General features: G+C 65.0%; 19 protein-coding genes. 12 read left to right on the forward strand and 7 right to left on the reverse strand.

All coding sequences use genetic code 11. The features are described 5' to 3' along the window. Nucleotides 1-198 precede the first annotated feature (198 nt). A complete protein-coding gene (locus BM136_RS12510; protein WP_092972136.1) occupies nucleotides 199-1,134 on the reverse strand; it encodes a helix-turn-helix domain-containing protein in 936 nt (311 codons plus the stop codon). A 218-nt stretch (nucleotides 1,135-1,352) separates the two neighbouring features. Between BM136_RS12510 and BM136_RS12515 the strand changes: the two genes are divergently transcribed. The 7 genes from BM136_RS12515 to BM136_RS12545 all read left to right on the forward strand — a co-directional run bounded on the left by BM136_RS12515 (nucleotide 1,353) and on the right by BM136_RS12545 (nucleotide 7,314). Continuing rightward, nucleotides 1,353-2,138, forward strand: coding sequence for a GntR family transcriptional regulator (locus tag BM136_RS12515; RefSeq protein WP_092972137.1), 786 nt, complete (start codon nucleotides 1,353-1,355; stop codon nucleotides 2,136-2,138). Then, the gene (locus tag BM136_RS12520) at nucleotides 2,135-3,859 is read left to right on the forward strand and encodes a fumarate reductase/succinate dehydrogenase flavoprotein subunit (RefSeq protein WP_092972138.1); all 1,725 of its coding nucleotides are present in this window, start codon (nucleotides 2,135-2,137) and stop codon (nucleotides 3,857-3,859) included. The genes BM136_RS12515 and BM136_RS12520 overlap by 4 nt, the downstream gene beginning before the upstream one ends. Nucleotides 3,860-3,861: 2 nt before the next feature. After that, nucleotides 3,862-4,128 (forward strand): 4Fe-4S dicluster domain-containing protein, encoded by a 267-nt coding sequence (locus tag BM136_RS12525; RefSeq protein ID WP_004627681.1) that lies wholly within the window; start codon nucleotides 3,862-3,864, stop codon nucleotides 4,126-4,128. A 7-nt stretch (nucleotides 4,129-4,135) separates the two neighbouring features. After that, nucleotides 4,136-5,095 carry a HEAT repeat domain-containing protein gene (locus tag BM136_RS12530; protein ID WP_092972139.1) on the forward strand — a complete coding sequence of 320 codons (960 nt, stop codon included), beginning with the start codon at nucleotides 4,136-4,138 and terminating at the stop codon, nucleotides 5,093-5,095. Further along, entirely contained in the window at nucleotides 5,082-5,375 is a 294-nt protein-coding gene (locus tag BM136_RS12535; RefSeq protein ID WP_092972140.1) for a DUF971 domain-containing protein, read from the forward strand. The genes BM136_RS12530 and BM136_RS12535 overlap by 14 nt, the downstream gene beginning before the upstream one ends. 97 nt (nucleotides 5,376-5,472) lie before the next feature. Beyond that, the gene (locus BM136_RS12540; RefSeq protein WP_092972141.1) at nucleotides 5,473-6,459 is read left to right on the forward strand and encodes a sulfonate ABC transporter substrate-binding protein; all 987 of its coding nucleotides are present in this window, start codon (nucleotides 5,473-5,475) and stop codon (nucleotides 6,457-6,459) included. Between the two features lie 72 nt (nucleotides 6,460-6,531). Continuing rightward, entirely contained in the window at nucleotides 6,532-7,314 is a 783-nt protein-coding gene (locus BM136_RS12545) for a molybdate ABC transporter substrate-binding protein (RefSeq protein WP_175537124.1), read from the forward strand. A gap of 23 nt (nucleotides 7,315-7,337) precedes the next feature. On the opposite strand, the gene BM136_RS12550 is transcribed toward BM136_RS12545, so the two are convergent. After that, nucleotides 7,338-7,901, reverse strand: coding sequence for a YbhB/YbcL family Raf kinase inhibitor-like protein (locus BM136_RS12550; protein WP_092972143.1), 564 nt, complete (start codon nucleotides 7,899-7,901; stop codon nucleotides 7,338-7,340). Nucleotides 7,902-8,078: 177 nt separating this feature from the next. Between BM136_RS12550 and BM136_RS12555 the strand changes: the two genes are divergently transcribed. Continuing rightward, entirely contained in the window at nucleotides 8,079-8,639 is a 561-nt protein-coding gene (locus BM136_RS12555; protein WP_092972144.1) for a YggT family protein, read from the forward strand. Nucleotides 8,640-8,711: 72 nt separating this feature from the next. Beyond that, complete coding sequence (locus BM136_RS12560) at nucleotides 8,712-8,894, forward strand: glycine zipper 2TM domain-containing protein (protein WP_092972145.1); 183 nt, start codon at nucleotides 8,712-8,714, stop codon at nucleotides 8,892-8,894. Between the two features lie 29 nt (nucleotides 8,895-8,923). Here BM136_RS12560 and BM136_RS12565 read toward each other — a convergent pair whose 3' ends face one another. Continuing rightward, nucleotides 8,924-9,919 (reverse strand): GlxA family transcriptional regulator, encoded by a 996-nt coding sequence (locus tag BM136_RS12565; RefSeq protein ID WP_092972146.1) that lies wholly within the window; start codon nucleotides 9,917-9,919, stop codon nucleotides 8,924-8,926. Nucleotides 9,920-10,053: 134 nt separating this feature from the next. Here BM136_RS12565 and BM136_RS12570 point away from each other — a divergent pair, with 134 nt between their 5' ends. Next, nucleotides 10,054-10,713 carry a cysteine hydrolase family protein gene (locus BM136_RS12570; RefSeq protein ID WP_092972147.1) on the forward strand — a complete coding sequence of 220 codons (660 nt, stop codon included), beginning with the start codon at nucleotides 10,054-10,056 and terminating at the stop codon, nucleotides 10,711-10,713. 39 nt (nucleotides 10,714-10,752) lie between these two features. On the opposite strand, the gene BM136_RS12575 is transcribed toward BM136_RS12570, so the two are convergent. Beyond that, nucleotides 10,753-11,577 (reverse strand): MBL fold metallo-hydrolase, encoded by an 825-nt coding sequence (locus BM136_RS12575; protein ID WP_092972321.1) that lies wholly within the window; start codon nucleotides 11,575-11,577, stop codon nucleotides 10,753-10,755. 157 nt (nucleotides 11,578-11,734) lie between these two features. Here BM136_RS12575 and BM136_RS12580 point away from each other — a divergent pair, with 157 nt between their 5' ends. After that, entirely contained in the window at nucleotides 11,735-12,337 is a 603-nt protein-coding gene (locus BM136_RS12580) for a helix-turn-helix domain-containing protein (RefSeq protein ID WP_092972148.1), read from the forward strand. Nucleotides 12,338-12,346: 9 nt separating this feature from the next. Here the strand turns inward: BM136_RS12580 and BM136_RS12585 are convergent, their stop codons facing one another. After that, nucleotides 12,347-12,808, reverse strand: a complete 462-nt coding sequence (locus BM136_RS12585; protein WP_254775671.1) for a hypothetical protein — start codon at nucleotides 12,806-12,808, stop codon at nucleotides 12,347-12,349. 368 nt (nucleotides 12,809-13,176) lie between these two features. Here BM136_RS12585 and BM136_RS12590 point away from each other — a divergent pair, with 368 nt between their 5' ends. Further along, entirely contained in the window at nucleotides 13,177-14,961 is a 1,785-nt protein-coding gene (locus BM136_RS12590; RefSeq protein ID WP_092972150.1) for an IlvD/Edd family dehydratase, read from the forward strand. Nucleotides 14,962-15,001: 40 nt separating this feature from the next. Here BM136_RS12590 and BM136_RS12595 read toward each other — a convergent pair whose 3' ends face one another. Together BM136_RS12595 and BM136_RS12600 are read right to left on the reverse strand one after the other, a co-directional pair. Continuing rightward, nucleotides 15,002-16,018: a LacI family DNA-binding transcriptional regulator gene (locus BM136_RS12595; protein ID WP_092972151.1), complete on the reverse strand. Its 1,017-nt coding sequence runs from the start codon at nucleotides 16,016-16,018 to the stop codon at nucleotides 15,002-15,004. 73 nt (nucleotides 16,019-16,091) lie between these two features. Beyond that, nucleotides 16,092-16,847, reverse strand: a complete 756-nt coding sequence (locus BM136_RS12600; RefSeq protein ID WP_092972152.1) for an IclR family transcriptional regulator — start codon at nucleotides 16,845-16,847, stop codon at nucleotides 16,092-16,094. Nucleotides 16,848-16,958 lie beyond the last annotated feature (111 nt).

Here is a 16,958-nt window from a genome sequence, read left to right on the forward strand (position 1 = left end):
GTACACGAGTCAAACTCAGCAGGGGCGACCGTCTTCCCCTGCCGGCGATTCGTGGTGAGCCATGGTATTGACAGCCTGACATGACCGTCTAATGTTTTTTTGGGGGCCAACCGATATCGCTTTTGATATCAGACAGGGTGTTTGCATATCGTGCAGCGCACCAAAATCGCGCGCAACGATGGCAGCCCCCCAGTCTGCTCAGCGAGATTCCGCCAGCGATGCCGCCACGTGCGAAAACGCCACGCGCTGGCGGCGGAAGTCATTGGGCGACAGGCCCTGGCGGCGGCGGAAGACCAGCGCAAAGTGGCTCGCGCTCTCAAAGCCCACCGCGGTTGCGATCTCCAGGACGGACATGCGCGTCTCGGTCAGCAGACGGCTGGCAAGTTGCAGGCGGCGTTCGGTCACGTACTGGTGCGGCGTGCGGCCGCTGGCTTCTTTGAAGCTGCGGGCGAAGTGATGCACGCTCAAGTCTGCAATGTCGGCCATGTCGCGCACGCTGATCGGCTGCGTCACGTTGGCTTCCACAAACTCCATCACGCGGCGCAGGACGTGCGCGGGTAGCGATGCGCGCGTGGCAATCTCCTTGTTGCGCTGAGCGCTGTCGCGGGCTTCTTCCAGATGCGTGCAGGCACGCACGATGATGCGCATGGCGCCGCCCATCACCGTGTCGTTCATCCAGGCACGATCGGGCTTGGATGAAGACAGGCTGCAGAAGACGATCCAGGTGGAGCGCGGCGTCATCTGATGGCGCAATGGCGCGCCCCACACGATGCCGCTATTCAGGTTGAAGCGCACCAGGTCGGCAAAGAAGGTTTCAATGCGAGGGTCGGCATGGTCGGCGCATACGCGCTCACGCAGGTAAGGGATGTCCCATGCCAGGGGCAAGCCGCAGTCCCCCTGCAGTGCGATGCGCGGGTCGATCTCGAAATGGCGCTGCTCCAGATAGCGCTCTTCCCAGCCGGCGGGGGAGTTGGTGTTGTAGAGCACGCGTTGCTCGCCCCGCTGCTTGCCCGCCTCGCCGATGTATTCCATCAGGCCAAACGAGAGCCACTCGAAGTCGACGTCGTGCATGGCTTGCCGCAATGTGTCAGCAAAGCCGGCGGAAAAATCTTGCAGGCGTGCGCCCTGGTCCATCACCCGTATCCGTTGTTTTCGTGCGCCGTCTGAGACGCGGCGCTCCGTACATCTGATGCCGGCCCGCGTGCGCGGCGCGCGGGGGGCTTAAAACAATCTCGCAACTATAGCGGCCGTGCGTGTCAGAAACCGAGCATGCATATCGAAAAAGCTTCGTTCCGCTGCATACGTCTGCTTTTTACACTGGGCGCACTTGTTATGACGAGTTGCGCCCATCGATGACCACCTCTAATTTGCACCGCCAACCTGCCCCGCCGCTCTATGAGCGCATCAAGGGCGCGCTGCGCGAGGGCATTCGCAACGGTCACTACGCGCCAGCATCGCTGCTGCCGTCAGAAGCGGCGCTGGGCGCGCATTTCAACGCCAGCCGCATCACCGTGCGTCAGGCGTTGGCAGATCTGCAGAACGAAGGGCTGATCTTCCGCCGTCACGGAAAAGGCTCGTTTGTGAGCCAGCCAAAGGCGTTTCAGAACGTGACTGCGCTGCAGGGCTTTGCCGAGGCGATGTCGGCACACGGTCACGCCATTCGCAATCGCGTGCTGAAGCTGCAAACGGTGCCTGCGCCAACCGATGTGGCGCAGGCGCTGCAACTGGCGCCCGATACGCCCGTCACGGAATTGCATCGCCTGCGGTTGCTGGATCAGGTGCCGGTGTCGCTTGAGGTGACGTGGCTGCCGGACGCACTTGGCAGCATCGTCGCCCGGGCGGACCTCGCCACGCGCGATGTGTTTCTCGTGCTGGAGCAGGACGCGGGTGTGGCGCTGGGCCATGCCACGCTCGCCATCGATGCGGCATTGACCGATCACGCCACGGCCACCGCGCTCGACACGGGCGCAGGCGCAGCGCTGCTGCGTGTGGAGCGCCTGACGCATGACGCACAAGGCACGCCCATCGACTTTGAACGCCTTTATTTTCGCGGCGACGCCTTCCAGTACCGGCTCCGACTGGATCGGCAAGTGGCGACGCATGCGCAATCCATCCTCCCTTTGCAAGGCACCGTATGAACACGTTGGAACTGGAGTACGACCTCGTCGTCGTGGGCGGCGGCACGGCCGGCCCGATGGCGGCCATCAAGGCAAAAGAACGCAACCCCGCGCTGCGTGTGCTGCTGATCGACAAAGCGCACGTGAAGCGCAGCGGCGCCATCTCGATGGGCATGGATGGGCTGAACAACGCCGTCATTCCCGGGCATGCCACGCCCGAGCAATACACGCGCGAAATCACCTTGGCCAACGATGGCATCGTCGATCAATCGGGCGTGTATGCCTATGCGCAACACAGCTTTGCCACCATCGAGCAGCTCGACCGCTGGGGCGTGAAGTTCGAGAAGGACGAAACCGGCGACTACGCCGTCAAGAAGGTCCACCACATGGGCAGCTACGTGCTGCCGATGCCGGAGGGGCACGACATCAAGAAGGTGCTGTATCGCCAGCTCAAGCGTGCGCGGGTGGAGATCACGAACCGCATCGTCGTCACGCGTGTGCTGACGGATGCCGATGGGGCGGCCTGCGGCGTGCTCGGCTTCGACTGCCGAACGGCAGATTTTCTCGTGGTGCACGCAAAGGCCGTGGTGCTGAGTTGCGGTGCGGCTGGGCGGCTCGGTTTGCCGTCGTCCGGCTACCTGATGGGCACATACGAGAACCCCACCAACGCCGGCGATGGCTACGCGATGGCGTATCACGCGGGCGCGGAGCTTTCCAACCTGGAATGCTTCCAGATCAACCCACTCATCAAGGATTACAACGGCCCCGCCTGCGCATATGTGACCGGCCCGCTGGGCGGCTACACGGCCAACGCCCGCGGCGAGCGCTTCATCCAGTGCGACTACTGGAGCGGCCAGATGATGTGGGAGTTCTACCAGGAGCTGCAGGGCGGCAAGGGCCCGGTGTTTCTCAAGCTCGACCACCTGGCCGAAGAAACCATCCAGACCATCGAGACGATTCTGCACACCAACGAGCGCCCGAGCCGCGGCCGCTTCCACGCGGGGCGGGGCACCGATTACCGCACGCAGATGGTGGAGATGCACATCTCCGAAATCGGCTTCTGCAGCGGGCACAGCGCGTCTGGCGTGTATGTGAATGCGCGCGCGGAAACCACCGTGCCAGGCCTTTACGCGGCGGGCGACATGGCTGCGGTGCCGCACAACTACATGCTCGGTGCGTTCACGTACGGCTGGTTCGCGGGCCAGAACGCGGCGGACTACATCGCCGGCCGGCAAGGCGACGCCCGCATCGACGCCGAACAGATCGCCCGCGAGCGCGCGCGCATCTTTGCGCCGCTGCAGCGCGACCACGGCCTCGCCCCCGCGCAGGTGGAATACAAGCTGCGCCGCATGGTGAACGATTACCTGCAACCGCCCAAGGTCACGCGCAAGATGGAAATCGGCCTGCGCCGCTTCGACGAGATTGCCGAAGACATCACGCACCTGCACGCGAGCAACCCGCACGAGCTGATGCGCGCGATGGAAGTCAGCTTCATCCGCGATTGCGCCGAGATGGCCGCGCGCGCCTCGCTCTTCCGCACCGAAAGCCGCTGGGGCCTGTATCACCATCGCGTGGATTACCCCGAACGCGACGACGCCAACTGGTTCTGTCATACGCGCCTGTACAAGGACGCACACGGCGCCATGGCCAGCCGCAAGCAGGCTGTTGAACCGTACGTCATCCCAGTCGATGTGCTCGGCACCGATTCCTACGCGCACATGCGCATTCCGAAGGCTGCATGACCATGCAACAGACGACCGTTCATTTCACCCACACGCCGCACGACATCACCTCCCGCAGCAGCGCGCCCGTCACCATCGACGAAGCCAAGTGCATTGCCGACAAGGGCTGCACCGTGTGCGTCGATGTCTGCCCGCTCGACCTGCTCGCCATCGACCTGACCAAAGGCAAGGCCTTCATGCAATTCGACGAATGCTGGTACTGCATGCCCTGCGAGCAGGACTGCCCGACCGGCGCGGTGAAGGTCGACATTCCGTATCTGCTGCGCTGAGGTAGCGATGACGACAACCCTCCTGGCGCGCCTGCACGACGCAGACGCCGCCACCCGCCGCGTCGCCCTCCTCCAGCTTGCCGATGCGGAAGACGCCGACGCGCTGCCCGATGTGATTGCGCTGCTTGCGCAGGACCCGGCGCCGGAAATCCGGCTCGAAGCCGCGCGCATCCTGGCGACCTGGGAACAGCCGGACACCGTGGCCGCCCTTGCCCGTGCGCTGGAAGACGCGGATGGCACCGTGCGTGACGCAGCGGCAATCGGCCTGGCGGATTTGAAATCGCCCGACTCGGCGCCCGCGCTGTTGCCTTACGTCGACCATGCCAGCGCCTTTGTGCGCGCCGCCGCGTTGCGCGGTTTGCGTGAGCTGCGCGTGCCCGAGAGCGAAGCGCCCGCGCTTCACGCGCTGCAAGACGTTGACGCCGCCGTGCGCCGCGAGGCCGTTGCGGTGCTCGGCTGGCGCAAGCATGTGGGCGCATTGCCTGCGCTGGCGGAACGCGCACGTCATGACGCAGATGTCGATGTGCGCCGTGCCGCAGTTGGCGCCCTCGGCCTCGCCACCGATGCCGCCGTGCTGCCCGCGTTGCTCGCTGCGCTGCGCGACACCGCCTGGCGCGTGCGCGAGGAGAGCGCCAGCACGCTCGGCAAGCTGCGGGCGCTCGCTCCCGATGCGCATGTCACGCAAGCGTTGGTCGAGGCGCTGGCCGATGCGTATTGGCAAGTCCGCCTGCAGGCCGCCCGGGCGCTCGGCCGGTGGCGCGCTGCGCATGCCGTCGATGCGCTCGCCGCGCTGCTCACGCACCCGATCAGCAATCTGCGCAAGGAAGCCGCGCTCGCCTTGGGCGAAATCGGTGAACCCTCTGCCCTGCCCGCCCTGCGCAGCGCAGAAACCGACGGCGACCCTGAAGTCGTCAAGGCGGTGCGGATCGCCTTGGCACAAATCGAGAGCGCCCGTGCAACCCCCTGAGCGCATCGACAACGACGTCGCACAAGGCCGGCTGCGGCTGCACTGGACAGACGCCGTGGTCTCACTCGACCACGCGGCATTGCGCAAGGCGTGCCGCTGCGCGGAGTGCCAGTTCAAGCGCCATCACGGCACGCCGATCAACGTGCCGGCGGCCGTGCGCGTCACCACCATCGCGCCTGCGGGTTACGGCGTGCAACTGGTTTTCAGTGATGGACATGCGCGCGGCATCTATCCGTGGGCGTATCTGGCGGAGCTTGCCGCCACTGCAGCGCCGGGTTGACGTTGGCGGCGTCTATCCACATGCAATCTTGTTCGTTCCTTCGTGCGTGTGCTGTCCGTAGCATCAGCTGCGCAACACAGACGACGCAGGAGGAACCATGCAAAGCCATTCGCCCCACACCACCCCATCTGGCCGCCGACGCTGGCTGGCCGCATTGCTTGGCGCCGGCATAGCGCTGTGCGCAGGCCTGACGCAGGCCGCCGACCCGACCACGGTGCGTATCGGGTTTCAGAAAGCCGGACTGCTGGCGGTGCTGAAAGCGCAAGGCGCGCTCGACAAACCGCTGGCCGAGCTTGGCTACAAGGTGGAATGGAAGGAATTCCCTGCCGGGCCTCAACTGCTGGAGGCGCTCAACACCGGCAGCATTGAGTTCGGCTACACCGGCGCGCCGCCGGCCGTGTTTGCGCAGGCCGCAGGCGCACGCCTTGTCTATGTGGGGGCCGAGCCGGGCGGCAAGACCAACGAGGCGCTGTTCGTGCTGGACAACTCACCCGCGCACAGCGTGGCTGACCTGAAAGGCAAGCGCATCGCGCTGCAGAAGGGCTCCAGCTCCAACTACCTGCTGGTGCAGCTGCTTCGTCGCGCCAACCTCACGGTGCAGGATATTCAGCCGATCTACCTGCCACCGGCCGAGGCGCGGGCCGCCTTTGAGAGTGGTGCGGTCGATGCGTGGGTCGTTTGGGATCCGTATTACGCGCTGGCACAGAAGGCGTTGAAGACACGCACGCTGGGCGATTTCAGCGAGCTGCCGGTATTCAACTTCTACGAAGCCACGCCGGAGTTCGTGAACACGCATCCGCGCGCGGTCAACGCCATCCTGGCCCAGTTGCGCACGGCCGGGCTGTGGGTGAATCAGCATCCGCAGGAAACCGCCGCCCTGCTGGCACCCAAGCTCGGCATCCAACAGCCGGTTGTGGAGACCTGGCTGCGCCGCGTGCCCTACGGCGTCACGCCGGTCACGCCACAGATCGTGGCTTCGCAGCAGCAGATTGCAGACCTGTTCCTGCAGCAGAAACTGATTCCGAAACCGGTGAACGTGCAAAGCGCTGTCTGGCAGGCGAGCTTCCCCGTCGCGGGGTTGTGACCGCATCTGCCGTGGGTTGTCGTTGTCATGCAGTGCTAAGGTGCGGCACCGACACGTAATCGGAGCCGCATCGTGATTTCGAGAATCCCGTTTCTGGCAGCGCTCTTGGCGCTGTGCACCGCCGGCACCGTCTGCACCGTCGGCACGGCAAGCGCTGCAGACATCAGCGTCCTCACGGCCGGGGCATTCCGGCCCGTGCTGGACGCGCTGGCACCGTCGATCGAACGCACGGCCGGTGTCCACCTGATCATCGCCAACGGCACGGCGGGCGAACTGACCAAGCGCATTCAGAACGGCGAAGCCTTTGACGTGGCGATCCTGCCCGAGCCCGTGGCAAAGGCCCTCAGCGCGTCCGGCAATCTGGCACCCACGCTCAGCAGCGTGGCCCGCGTCGGCATTGGTGTGGCGGTGCCCGAGGGCGCCTCCAGGCCCGATATCTCGACGGTCGAGCAGTTCAGACAGACCTTGTTGGCGGCGCCCTCGGTGGCGTATCTGGACCCGGCAGCCGGTGGATCGTCTGGCATGTATCTATCGAAGCTCTTCGAGACGCTCGGCATTGCGCAGGCGATTGCGCCGAAGGCTGTGCTTGTTCACGGCGGGCTGGTGGGCACGCGGCTCGTCGATGGCAGCGCCGCGCTGGCCGTGCATCAGATCAGCGAACTGCTTGCGGTGCCGCGCATCCAGTACGTCGGGCCCTTGCCCGCAGCCGTTCAAAACTACACCGTGTATGCCGCGGGCGTGAGTCCCCATGCGAAGAACCGTGCAGACGCACAGGCGCTGATACAGGCGCTGCATGGCAAGGACGCGGCTGCCCTCCTCGAGCGCAAGGGCATGGAACCGGCCGCGCCACGGTAAGCGCGGCGGCCAGCGTCTTCTCTTCAGAAGTTGCCGAAGCGGCCAATCCAGGCGGCGGCGCCTTTGCTGTGCCCCTTGATGGCTGCGTCGAGTTCAGCCCGCGTAAGCCCATTGGGCAACGCGTCCGGCGCCAGATCCGTGGCGATCAGCACAAAGACGTAGTGGTGCATGCCCGTGCCCTTGGGCGGACACGGCCCGAGATACGCCGGCTTGCCGATGGCGTTCTGGCCCATGCGCAGCGCGCTGTCGGAGCCGGCGCCTTCCGGCAGGCTCGTCTGCGTGGCCGGGATGCCGTAAGCCATCCAGTGGTTCACGCCCAGGCCGCCCGCGCCCTGCGGGTCGGTGGCAATCAGCACGAGGCTGTTGGTACCGGGCGGGACGTTGGACCAGTGCAGCGGCGGCGAGACGTTGTCGCCCGTGCAATTGGCGTTGGCGGGGTTCTTCCCGGCGTACTTGCGGTCCATGACGCCGTTGTCGGCAAAGGCAGGCGATTCGACGGCGAACGTGGTATCGGCCTGCGCATGCACATGCGGCACCGCAGACAGGCACGCCAGCGACAACAACGCGCGAAACAGGGTGGGCTTCAAGGCAGGTCTCCTCACAGGGAAAACAGCGAACGGGCACCACAATACGCGAATGCGCCGCGGCTGCGCAGAGGCATCGGCGCACAGATCCCCGTCAGATTGCCGTGCGACAATACCGCGCCCCAGCACGCGCGTTTGCCGCGCGCTTTTGCCCGACCTGACCATAGGAGAACCGGACGCATGTTCGGCGATATCACGCGTTTTCTGCTCGACACGATCTTCTCGCTCTTTGGCGCGGCGCTGCTGCTGCGCGCCTGGACGCAAGCGGTGCGGCTGTCACCGCGCAATCCGCTGTCGCAGGCCATCTTCCAGCTGACCGGCTGGCTGGTGCACCCGCTGCGCCGGGTGATTCCCGCCACGGGCTATATCGACTGGTCGTCGCTGGTGGCCGCGTATGCCACGGCACTCGTGTATCTGTTCCTGCTGCTCGCGTCGGTGGGCTTGAGCCCGGTGGCGCTTGTGCCGATGGGCTTTGTGGCGGCGCTGTTCACGGTGCTCAAGTGGGCGTTCAACGTGCTGGTGTGGGTGACGATTGCGTCGGCCGTCCTGTCGTGGATGGGTCCGGCATCGCCGATGGGCGCCGTGCTTAACACGCTGGTCGACCCGCTCTTGCGCCCGATCCGCCGCGTGGTGCCGCCGCTCGGTGGGCGGCTCGATCTGTCTCCGCTGATCCTGCTGGTGATCGCGCAGGTGATCGTGATCGCGCTGTCGCATCTATCGCTGTCACCGCTGTTCATGTGAGCGCGGCACGCGCCTTGCTCGACTGAGGGATATGCCGGCCGCTGCTTCTGGCCGGCGACTCAGGAGGACATCATGAACGCATGGAAAACAGCGCTGGTCTGCGCGATTGCCGTGCTGGCTCCCACGCTCACGGCGTGTACGGCAGGCGGTGCAGTGGCAGGCGGTGTGGCCGGCCACGAACTGACGCATAGCACGGCCGGGACGATCGGGGGTGCCGCAGCCGGCGCCGTCATCGGCCACGAGCTGAGCAAGTAACCAACACAGCGGCTCATCAGCCGCTTTTTTTAGGCTTGCGCAAACAAGGCGCGGTAAGCGCTGGGCGACGTGTGATACGTCCGGCTGAAATGCTGCCGCAACGATACCGCGCTGCCGAAGCCAGCAAGTTGCGCAATCGCTTCGACCGGCTGACGCGTGGTCTCCAGCATGCGCTGCGCATAGGCCAGACGCTGCCCCAGCAACCATTGGCCGACGGTGGTGCCAGTCAACTCACGGAAGCGCCGCGTGAAATTGCGCCGGCTCATGGCGGCGCGCTCCGCCAGCGAGTCGAGCGAATGCGGCTGCGCCAGGTTGGCCACCGTCCAGTTCAGCAGATCCGACAGGCGATCGCCGCCGGGGGCATCGTGCAACGGTTGCTCGATGTATTGCGCCTGGCCGCCCTGCCGGTGCGGCGCGACCACCAGCCGCCGTGCAATGCGGTTGGCCACCTCTGCGCCATGCCAACGGCGCACAAGGTGCAGACAGCAGTCCAACCCGGCGGCCGTGCCTGCGGAGGTCACCAGACGGCCGTCGGCAGCGTCCAGATAGAGCACATCCGGCACAAGCTTCACGCGCGGGTAGCGCTGCGAGAACGCATCGGCGGCGCTCCAGTGCGTGGTCGCCTCATGGCTGTCGAGCACGCCTGCTTCGGCCAGCACAAACGCGCCCAGGCACAGTCCGACCACCGTTGCGCCGCGCGCATAGGCATCGCCCACCGCGTTCACCATCGCCGCCGGCGGACGCTCGTCCGTGTCACGCCATGACGGCACGATCAGCACGTCGGCGCGGGCGGCATCTTCGAGCATGAACTCCGTCTGCACGGCAAACCCGGCTGTGGTGCGCAGGCCGCCCTTCCTCGCGGGCTCGCCGGCGCAGATCCGCAGGTTGTAGGACGGCAGCCCTGCCCAGACGCGGTCTTCAAACACAAGACACGGCACGGACAGGTGAAACGGGCTGATGTCGTTGAAGGCCAGAACGGCGACTTGCTGGGGATGCTGGGGTGGTTGAGATGACTGGGCTTGCATACAGGCTCCGCGCTTTGGCCCGATTCTTTCGATAAACGTCTTTCGGGCCACTGTCGGGAAGGATAGTCATTCGCGAAGATGCTGTCCACGGGCTCACGCAAATGCCCGATCCAACCGACCTTGAGGAGTCAGCCATGACCACGAACACCGCCCCGAAGCGCGCCCTGATCGTCATTGATGTGCAGAACGAATACTTCACCGGCGGCCTGCCGATCGAGTATCCGGACCCGCAGCAGACTGTGGCCAACGTTGGTGCTGCCATGGACGCGGCACGCGAGGCGGGCATTCCGGTGATCGTCGTGCAGCAGACCTCGCCGGCCAGCTCGCCGCTGTTTGCCATCGACACCGACGGCTGGCAACTGCACCCCGTGGTGGCGTCGCGCCCGCATGATCACTATCTGCGCAAGCTTCTGCCGAGCGCCTATCCAGAGACGGATCTGGCGCAATGGCTGGAAGCACGCGGCATCGATACGCTCGCCGTGGTCGGCTACATGACGCACAACTGCGATGCATCCACGATCAATCACGCCCTGCACAACGGCACGGCGGTGGAGTTCCTGCACGATGCGTCGGGCGCGGTGCCATATCAAAACCAAGCCGGCTTTGCGAGTGCGGAAGAGATCCACCGCGTGTTCAGCGTGGTCCTGCAATCGCGCTTCGCGGCGGTGATGTCGACCCAGGAATGGGTGCACAGCGTGAAGACCGGCGCGGTGCCCGTGCGCGACAACATCTACAAGTCGAATCAACGGGCGCGGGGGCTGCTCAAGGACGGGGTGGCGCAGCAGGCAGCGTGAGGCTGCACGCGCAGGCTCAGCGCGGGCTGGTCCGATGCCTTAATCACGGCCCGTCGTGCGAGATTCAATGGCTTGGAAGGCAAAATCTTCACCGCGCCTGATCACCTGGCCGATACCGGGAAAGTCGAGATGCGCGCCCGCCACGTAGTAGTCCGGGCGCGCTGTTTTTTCCAAGATCGCCTTGCGCGTAGCACGTGCCTGGGGCTGGCTGTCATCAAGCTCCCAGGTCAGTTCCGGACGCCCGAACTGAATGGACGGTACGTGAATGATGTCGCCCCACACCAGAAGGTGCCCGGCACTGCTTCTGACTTCATAGACGGTGTGCCCTTGCGAATGCCCTGCGGCCCGCACGGCGGTGATCCGATCGCTGACGATCAGCCCATCGTCAACCGGTGCCACACGATCGCGCACTGGCGCGAGCCGCCCGGTGATTTCCGATACCTCTTCCTTCGGGATCAGGATGCGTTCCGCCTTGGGAAATGCCTCCGAACCATCCGGAGCAATGAGCCCGTGCACATGGTCTTCATGCGTGTGCGTGACCGCTACCTGAGTGATGGTGTTTCTGTCGATGCCGCACTCCTGCAATCCGCTTAGGAGGCCGCCCATCGAATCGTCGAGTGCGTTCGATGCGCCGGCATCAATCAGCACAGACGTGCCCTTGTGGACGACCAGGAATGCGTTGACTGACAACCGCAGCTGACCGTTCACGACGGGAACGCCGGCAGGCAGCGTGTCGAGGGGCTCGCCGGATGCCTGGCACAGCCGCGTCGTCGGCACGTCGATGTAGCCATCGCGCAGCGCGACGACCTGGACATCGCCGAATTCAAAGGCAGCGTAGCGCTGGCCTTGCGAAATCAGTTTCATGCTGCCCATGCTTCGCCTCCCATTGGGTTATTCCTGAGAAATCTATCTTCTATAGAAGATATTTGCAAGAAAAAACGGCATTTCATCTTGGACGTTCTTCCATCGTGGACATAATGTCAGCCCGGCGAGTTTGCGTCGGTAAGGCAAAGGAGGCGTGTTGGCAAAGCAGGATGAAGACTTGAGGCCGCAAGATGACGACGAGGCGTCGTCGCGTGCCTTTGGTGCGCGTGTGCGCAAGCTGCGGGAGGCCGCCGGGCTGACGCTGGAACAGTTTTCCCAACGCTCGGGCGTCAGCCGGGCGATGCTGTCCAAAGTGGAGCGCGGAGAAAAAAGCCCGACCATCGGGATTGCAGCCAAAATCGCCCATAACCTGCAGACCTCGTTGACGGAACTGGCCGGGGGCGGTGCATCAGAAGGCGCGGTGGTGCGCATGCGCCGAGCGGAGCGGCCCGTCTTCCGCGATCCGGAAACCGGCTTTGAGCGGCATATCGTTTCACCGGCAACGGGCGGCGGGCGCGTCGAACTCCTCTATCACTACCTTCCGCCCGGCGTCTCAACCGGGATACTGCCCGGCTACCCTGCCGGGGCCGAAAAGCAGATCGTGGTAACCATCGGCAACCTCGTCGTCGAGTTCAAAAACGCCAAGGAATACCTGGGGCCCGGCGACTCACTCTTCTTTGAGGCGAACGTGGAGCACGGTTTTGCCAATCAAACGGCGGAGCCCTGCGGGTACTTCATGGTCGTGTCGCGCCGCGCGTAAGCAAGACTCTTAGCCGGCCACGCTTTCTTCGGCCGGCAGAAACCCACGGAACGACACTTCCACCTGCTCCACCATCGACGCCGATGTGGCTTCACGCAGAGCCGCCAGCAACGCATCGAACGCGCTTTCCACAGAGGCGCGGTCGGTGGCCTCGACCAGGCGCTGGCGGACTGGATGCTCAGCCGAGCTGAACGTGCGTGCCGCAATGTCCATGAGATACATGCGCGCCGCCGCCAGCGAACGCTTGCGCGCCGGTGCGGCAGGCTTGAGCGTCTCGGGTTGCGGCTGGGCCACCTGAACGAAGACAGGCTCGCCGGCAACATCGGTTGCGCTTTGAATGAAACCTGCCTGCACCAGCTCGAACACGGCCTGCGCTTCCAGGCCGAGCTGACCGGCACGCACGGCAAGGTCCTCGCCCGTGACCTGCCCGTCCACCATGATGAGCAGCGCGCGGCTTGAGCGGCTGAGCACGCCGCCGCGCGTGGCGATTTCACGTCTTCCTGCATCAGTCTTTTCGAATCGTGCAGATAACCCCTGCATGGCAGCCCCCTATCCTCCCCCGAAGATCGGCACAACATAGGGCGGGTTGTTTGCAGAATCGTGAAATCGCAGGCCGCCCCCCCCACCAGCCGGGGGCGGCAAACGCTTGCGCTCAGGCGACTGTCGGCAAATCCAAACACCCTCCTCGAAAGTGGGGCTGACAACGCGGGCTATTGCCTGCGCCAGCTTCCGGCCCTACCATGCTTTGTTACCGGTACCAACATAGCTGCAGGCCTCCGGAAAGCACCACGCCGATTCCCCGCAGAGGGAACTCTGTTCCACATAACAACCGAGACACCATGCCCACCCAACCTCCACGCAGACTGCGCAGCCAGCTTTGGTTCGACGATCCGAACCATGCAGACATGACTGCCCTCTATGTCGAACGCTTCATGAACTACGGCCTGACGCGCGAAGAGTTGCAGTCGGGCCGGCCGATCATCGGTATTGCACAAACGGGTAACGATCTGGCGCCGTGCAACCGGCACCACCTGGAGCTGGCGCAGCGCGTGAAGGCCGGCATACGCGACGCGGGCGGCATCCCGATGGAGTTTCCGGTTCACCCGCTTGCCGAGCAAAGCCGCCGCCCGACCGCCGCGCTCGACCGCAATCTCGCCTATCTCGGGCTGGTCGAGATCCTCCACGGCTTCCCGCTTGACGGCGTTGTGCTGACGACCGGTTGCGACAAGACCACGCCCGCCTGCCTGATGGCCGCCGCCACCGTCGACCTGCCGGCAATCGTCCTGTCAGGCGGGCCGATGCTGGATGGCTGGCACGACGGCAAACGGGTCGGCTCCGGCACCGTCATCTGGCATGCGCGCAACCGGCTGGCTGCCGGCGACATCGACTACGAAGGCTTCATGGAATTGACCACCGCGTCGTCACCGTCGATCGGCCACTGCAACACGATGGGCACCGCGCTTTCGATGAACAGCCTGGCCGAAGCGCTGGGCATGTCGCTGCCTGGGTGCGCCAGCATTCCGGCGGCGTATCGGGAGCGTGGGCAGATGGCCTACGCCACCGGCAAGCGCATCGTCGACCTGGTGCACGAAGACATCCGGCCTTCGAAGATCATGACGCGCGCGGCGTTCGAAAACGCCATCATGGTGGCCTCGGCGCTTGGTGCGTCCACCAACTGCCCGCCTCACCTCATCGCCATCGCGCGCCACATGGGCCTGGAACTGAGCCTCGAAGACTGGCAGCGCCACGGAGAATCGGTTCCGCTTCTGGTGAACTGCATGCCGGCAGGCGAATACCTGGGCGAGAGCTTTCACCGCTCGGGCGGCGTGCCGGCCGTGTTGCGCCAGCTCAGCGCGGGCGGCTTGCTGCGGCGCGATTGCCCCACCGTGTCGGGCCGCACGATCGGCGCGATTGCCGATGCCGCCCCCGAGGCCGACCGCGATGTGATTTTTCCTGTAGACGCACCGCTCAAGCACCGCGCAGGGTTCATCGTGCTGTCGGGCAATTTCTTCGACAGCGCGATCATGAAGATGTCGGTGGTGGGCGAGGCATTCCGGCAGACCTACCTGAGCGAACCCGGCGCGGAAAACGTCTTCGAGACGCGAGCGATCGTCTTCGATGGCCCGGAGGACTATCACGCCCGCATCAACGATCCGGCGCTGGCGATCGACGAGCGCTGCATCCTCGTCATCCGCGGCTGCGGAACGGTCGGCTATCCGGGCAGCGCGGAGGTCGTCAACATGGCGCCGCCCGCGGCGCTGGTCAAGCAAGGGATCGAATCGCTGCCGTGCATGGGCGATGGCCGGCAGAGCGGCACCTCCGCGAGTCCATCGATCTTGAACATGTCTCCGGAGGCGGCTGCCGGTGGCGGCCTTGCGCTGCTGCGCACGGGCGATCGCATCCGCGTAGACCTCAATGCGCGCAAGGTCAATGTATTGGTCGACGCGGAAGAGCTTGAGCGCCGGCGTGAAACCGCAACATTCAGCGTGCCGCAGTCACAAACGCCTTGGCAGGAAATCTACCGGAAGTTCGTCGGGCAGCTTTCAACGGGCGGATGCCTCGAGCCGGCAACGCTGTATCTGAACGTGATCGAGACGCGCGGCAATCCACGGCACTCGCATTGATGCATGAAAAAGCATGAAACAGCCGGCGGCGCGCTGCCGGCTACGCGCTCTCGCGCTCGACAATGCTGAAGTCGATGCGCGAAAGCTTGCGCGCGCCCGTGACCTCGCCAACGCCGAGCGCATCGAGCAAGACCTCGCCCGTGCGCAGGCCGATGCCATAGGCATCCACGGAAATCGTCGTGATGGTCGGGTGGCAACACCACGCGACTTCAAAATTGCCGAAGCCCGCAACGGCAATGTCGCCGGGCACGGAGAGGCCGCGCCGGTGGCATTCCATGATGGCGCCGAATGCGGACATGTCACTCACGCACATCACGGCATCGGTATCGGGCCAGGCTTCGAGCAACGCGGCCATGGCCGGGCCGCCGTGGCTCATGGTGATGGGCGAGTCGCCCAGGCGGATCACGCGCGGCTCGCCAAGGCCAAGCGCCTTGATTCCGTTCGCGTATCCGCGCATGCGGTCTGTGCCACGGCGGTCCAGCTCGCTTGCGCCGCACAGGAAACCGATACGCCGGTAGCCCCGTTCGTGCAGGTGGCGCAGCATCGCGAGCGACGCCTTGGCGTTCGAGAACCCAACCGCCCTATCGATCGGGCGCTCAGGCAGATCCCACATCTCCACGATCGGGATGCCGGCGCGCTCCAGTAGCGCGCGCGTGCCTGCACTGTGGTGGCGCCCTGTCAATGCGATGCCGCGCGGCTGATGGCGCAGCAGCGACTTCACCAGCGCCTCTTCCTGGTCGAGGTGGTAATCGGTGTCACCCAGCAGCAATTGCAGGCCATGCGGCGCAAGCGCATCCGTCAGCCCGCGCACGGTGTCGGCAAAGTTGGAGCTGGCCAGCGAAGGCACCAAGGCAGCCACAAATTCCGACCGGCCGCTGGACAGCATCCCGGCCGCAGCCGTAGCGACGTAGCCGAGTGCGTCGATGGCCTGTTGCACACGGGCACGGGTTGCAGGCGACACGCTGCCGCCTGCCAGCACCCGCGATACCGTCATCTTCGACACGCCGGCCGCGCGCGCAACATCGGCCATGCGAGGGGGTGTTGGGCCAGTGGTCATTGAGAAACGTCTACGCGCAAGGGGAAAGAGGAGTGGCGATCATAGCGGAACCTGCCACGAAAACAGCCGAGCGCTACGCCTGCGCCAGCGCGCGGCCGATGCGGTCCGCCATGCCAGCAACACCGACAATGAGACGCTTCTCCCTGCGTGCGTCCAGCCGGCTGATGGGCACGCTGGAACTCACGGCAACGTGCTTTCCCAGCGGCGTGACACCGACGAACGCAGCAAAGCAGGCCAGCCCCGCCACCACCTCCTCACGCTCCGTCGCCAGCCCCCGCACGCGAATGCTTTCAAGCTCGTGGAGGAGATCGGCCCGGCGCGTGGTGGTGCGTTCCGTCATGGCGGTTAGGCGGGCAGGCAGGAGCGCGCACACCGCTTCGTCATCAAGGCTGGCGAGAAGTGCCTTGCCCAGCGCGCAGCAATGCGCGGGCAGGCGCAGGCCGACATCCGACACAAGGCGGACGGGCCGCGGCGCATCCTCCCGTGCGATGTACACGACTTCCGTGCCGTCGAGCACGGCAAGCTGGACGACTTCGTTGTGTGTGGCCACGAAGGCAGCGGATTCGCGCCGGAACGCTGCCAACAAGCTGTCGTGGCGGAAATAGGCATTACCCAGCTCAAACAAGGTCAGGCCGATCAGATAGCCATCGGCCCGCTTCTCGATCCAGCGGCGCTTTTCCAGAGACTCCAGCAGCAGGTACAGCGTGCTTCTGGACATGCCCGTCGCCTGCGCCAATGCGGCCGGACGGACGGGAGACGTCGCCGCGCAAAGTATTTCCAGCACGTCATGAATGCGCTTGAGTGCTGGCACCTCGTAGTCTGTCTTCACTGGAAACCTGCTCCGCTCATGATTGGCTCGATTGTCCAACAGGTTGGAAATTACGTCACCGTGTTGGACACCCCGCACCGCCATCTCTACGATCACGCGGGTTCCTTGGCA

Origin of the sequence: Ralstonia sp. NFACC01 (assembly GCF_900115545.1) — a bacterium.
Lineage (GTDB): Bacteria > Pseudomonadota > Gammaproteobacteria > Burkholderiales > Burkholderiaceae > Ralstonia > Ralstonia mojiangensis.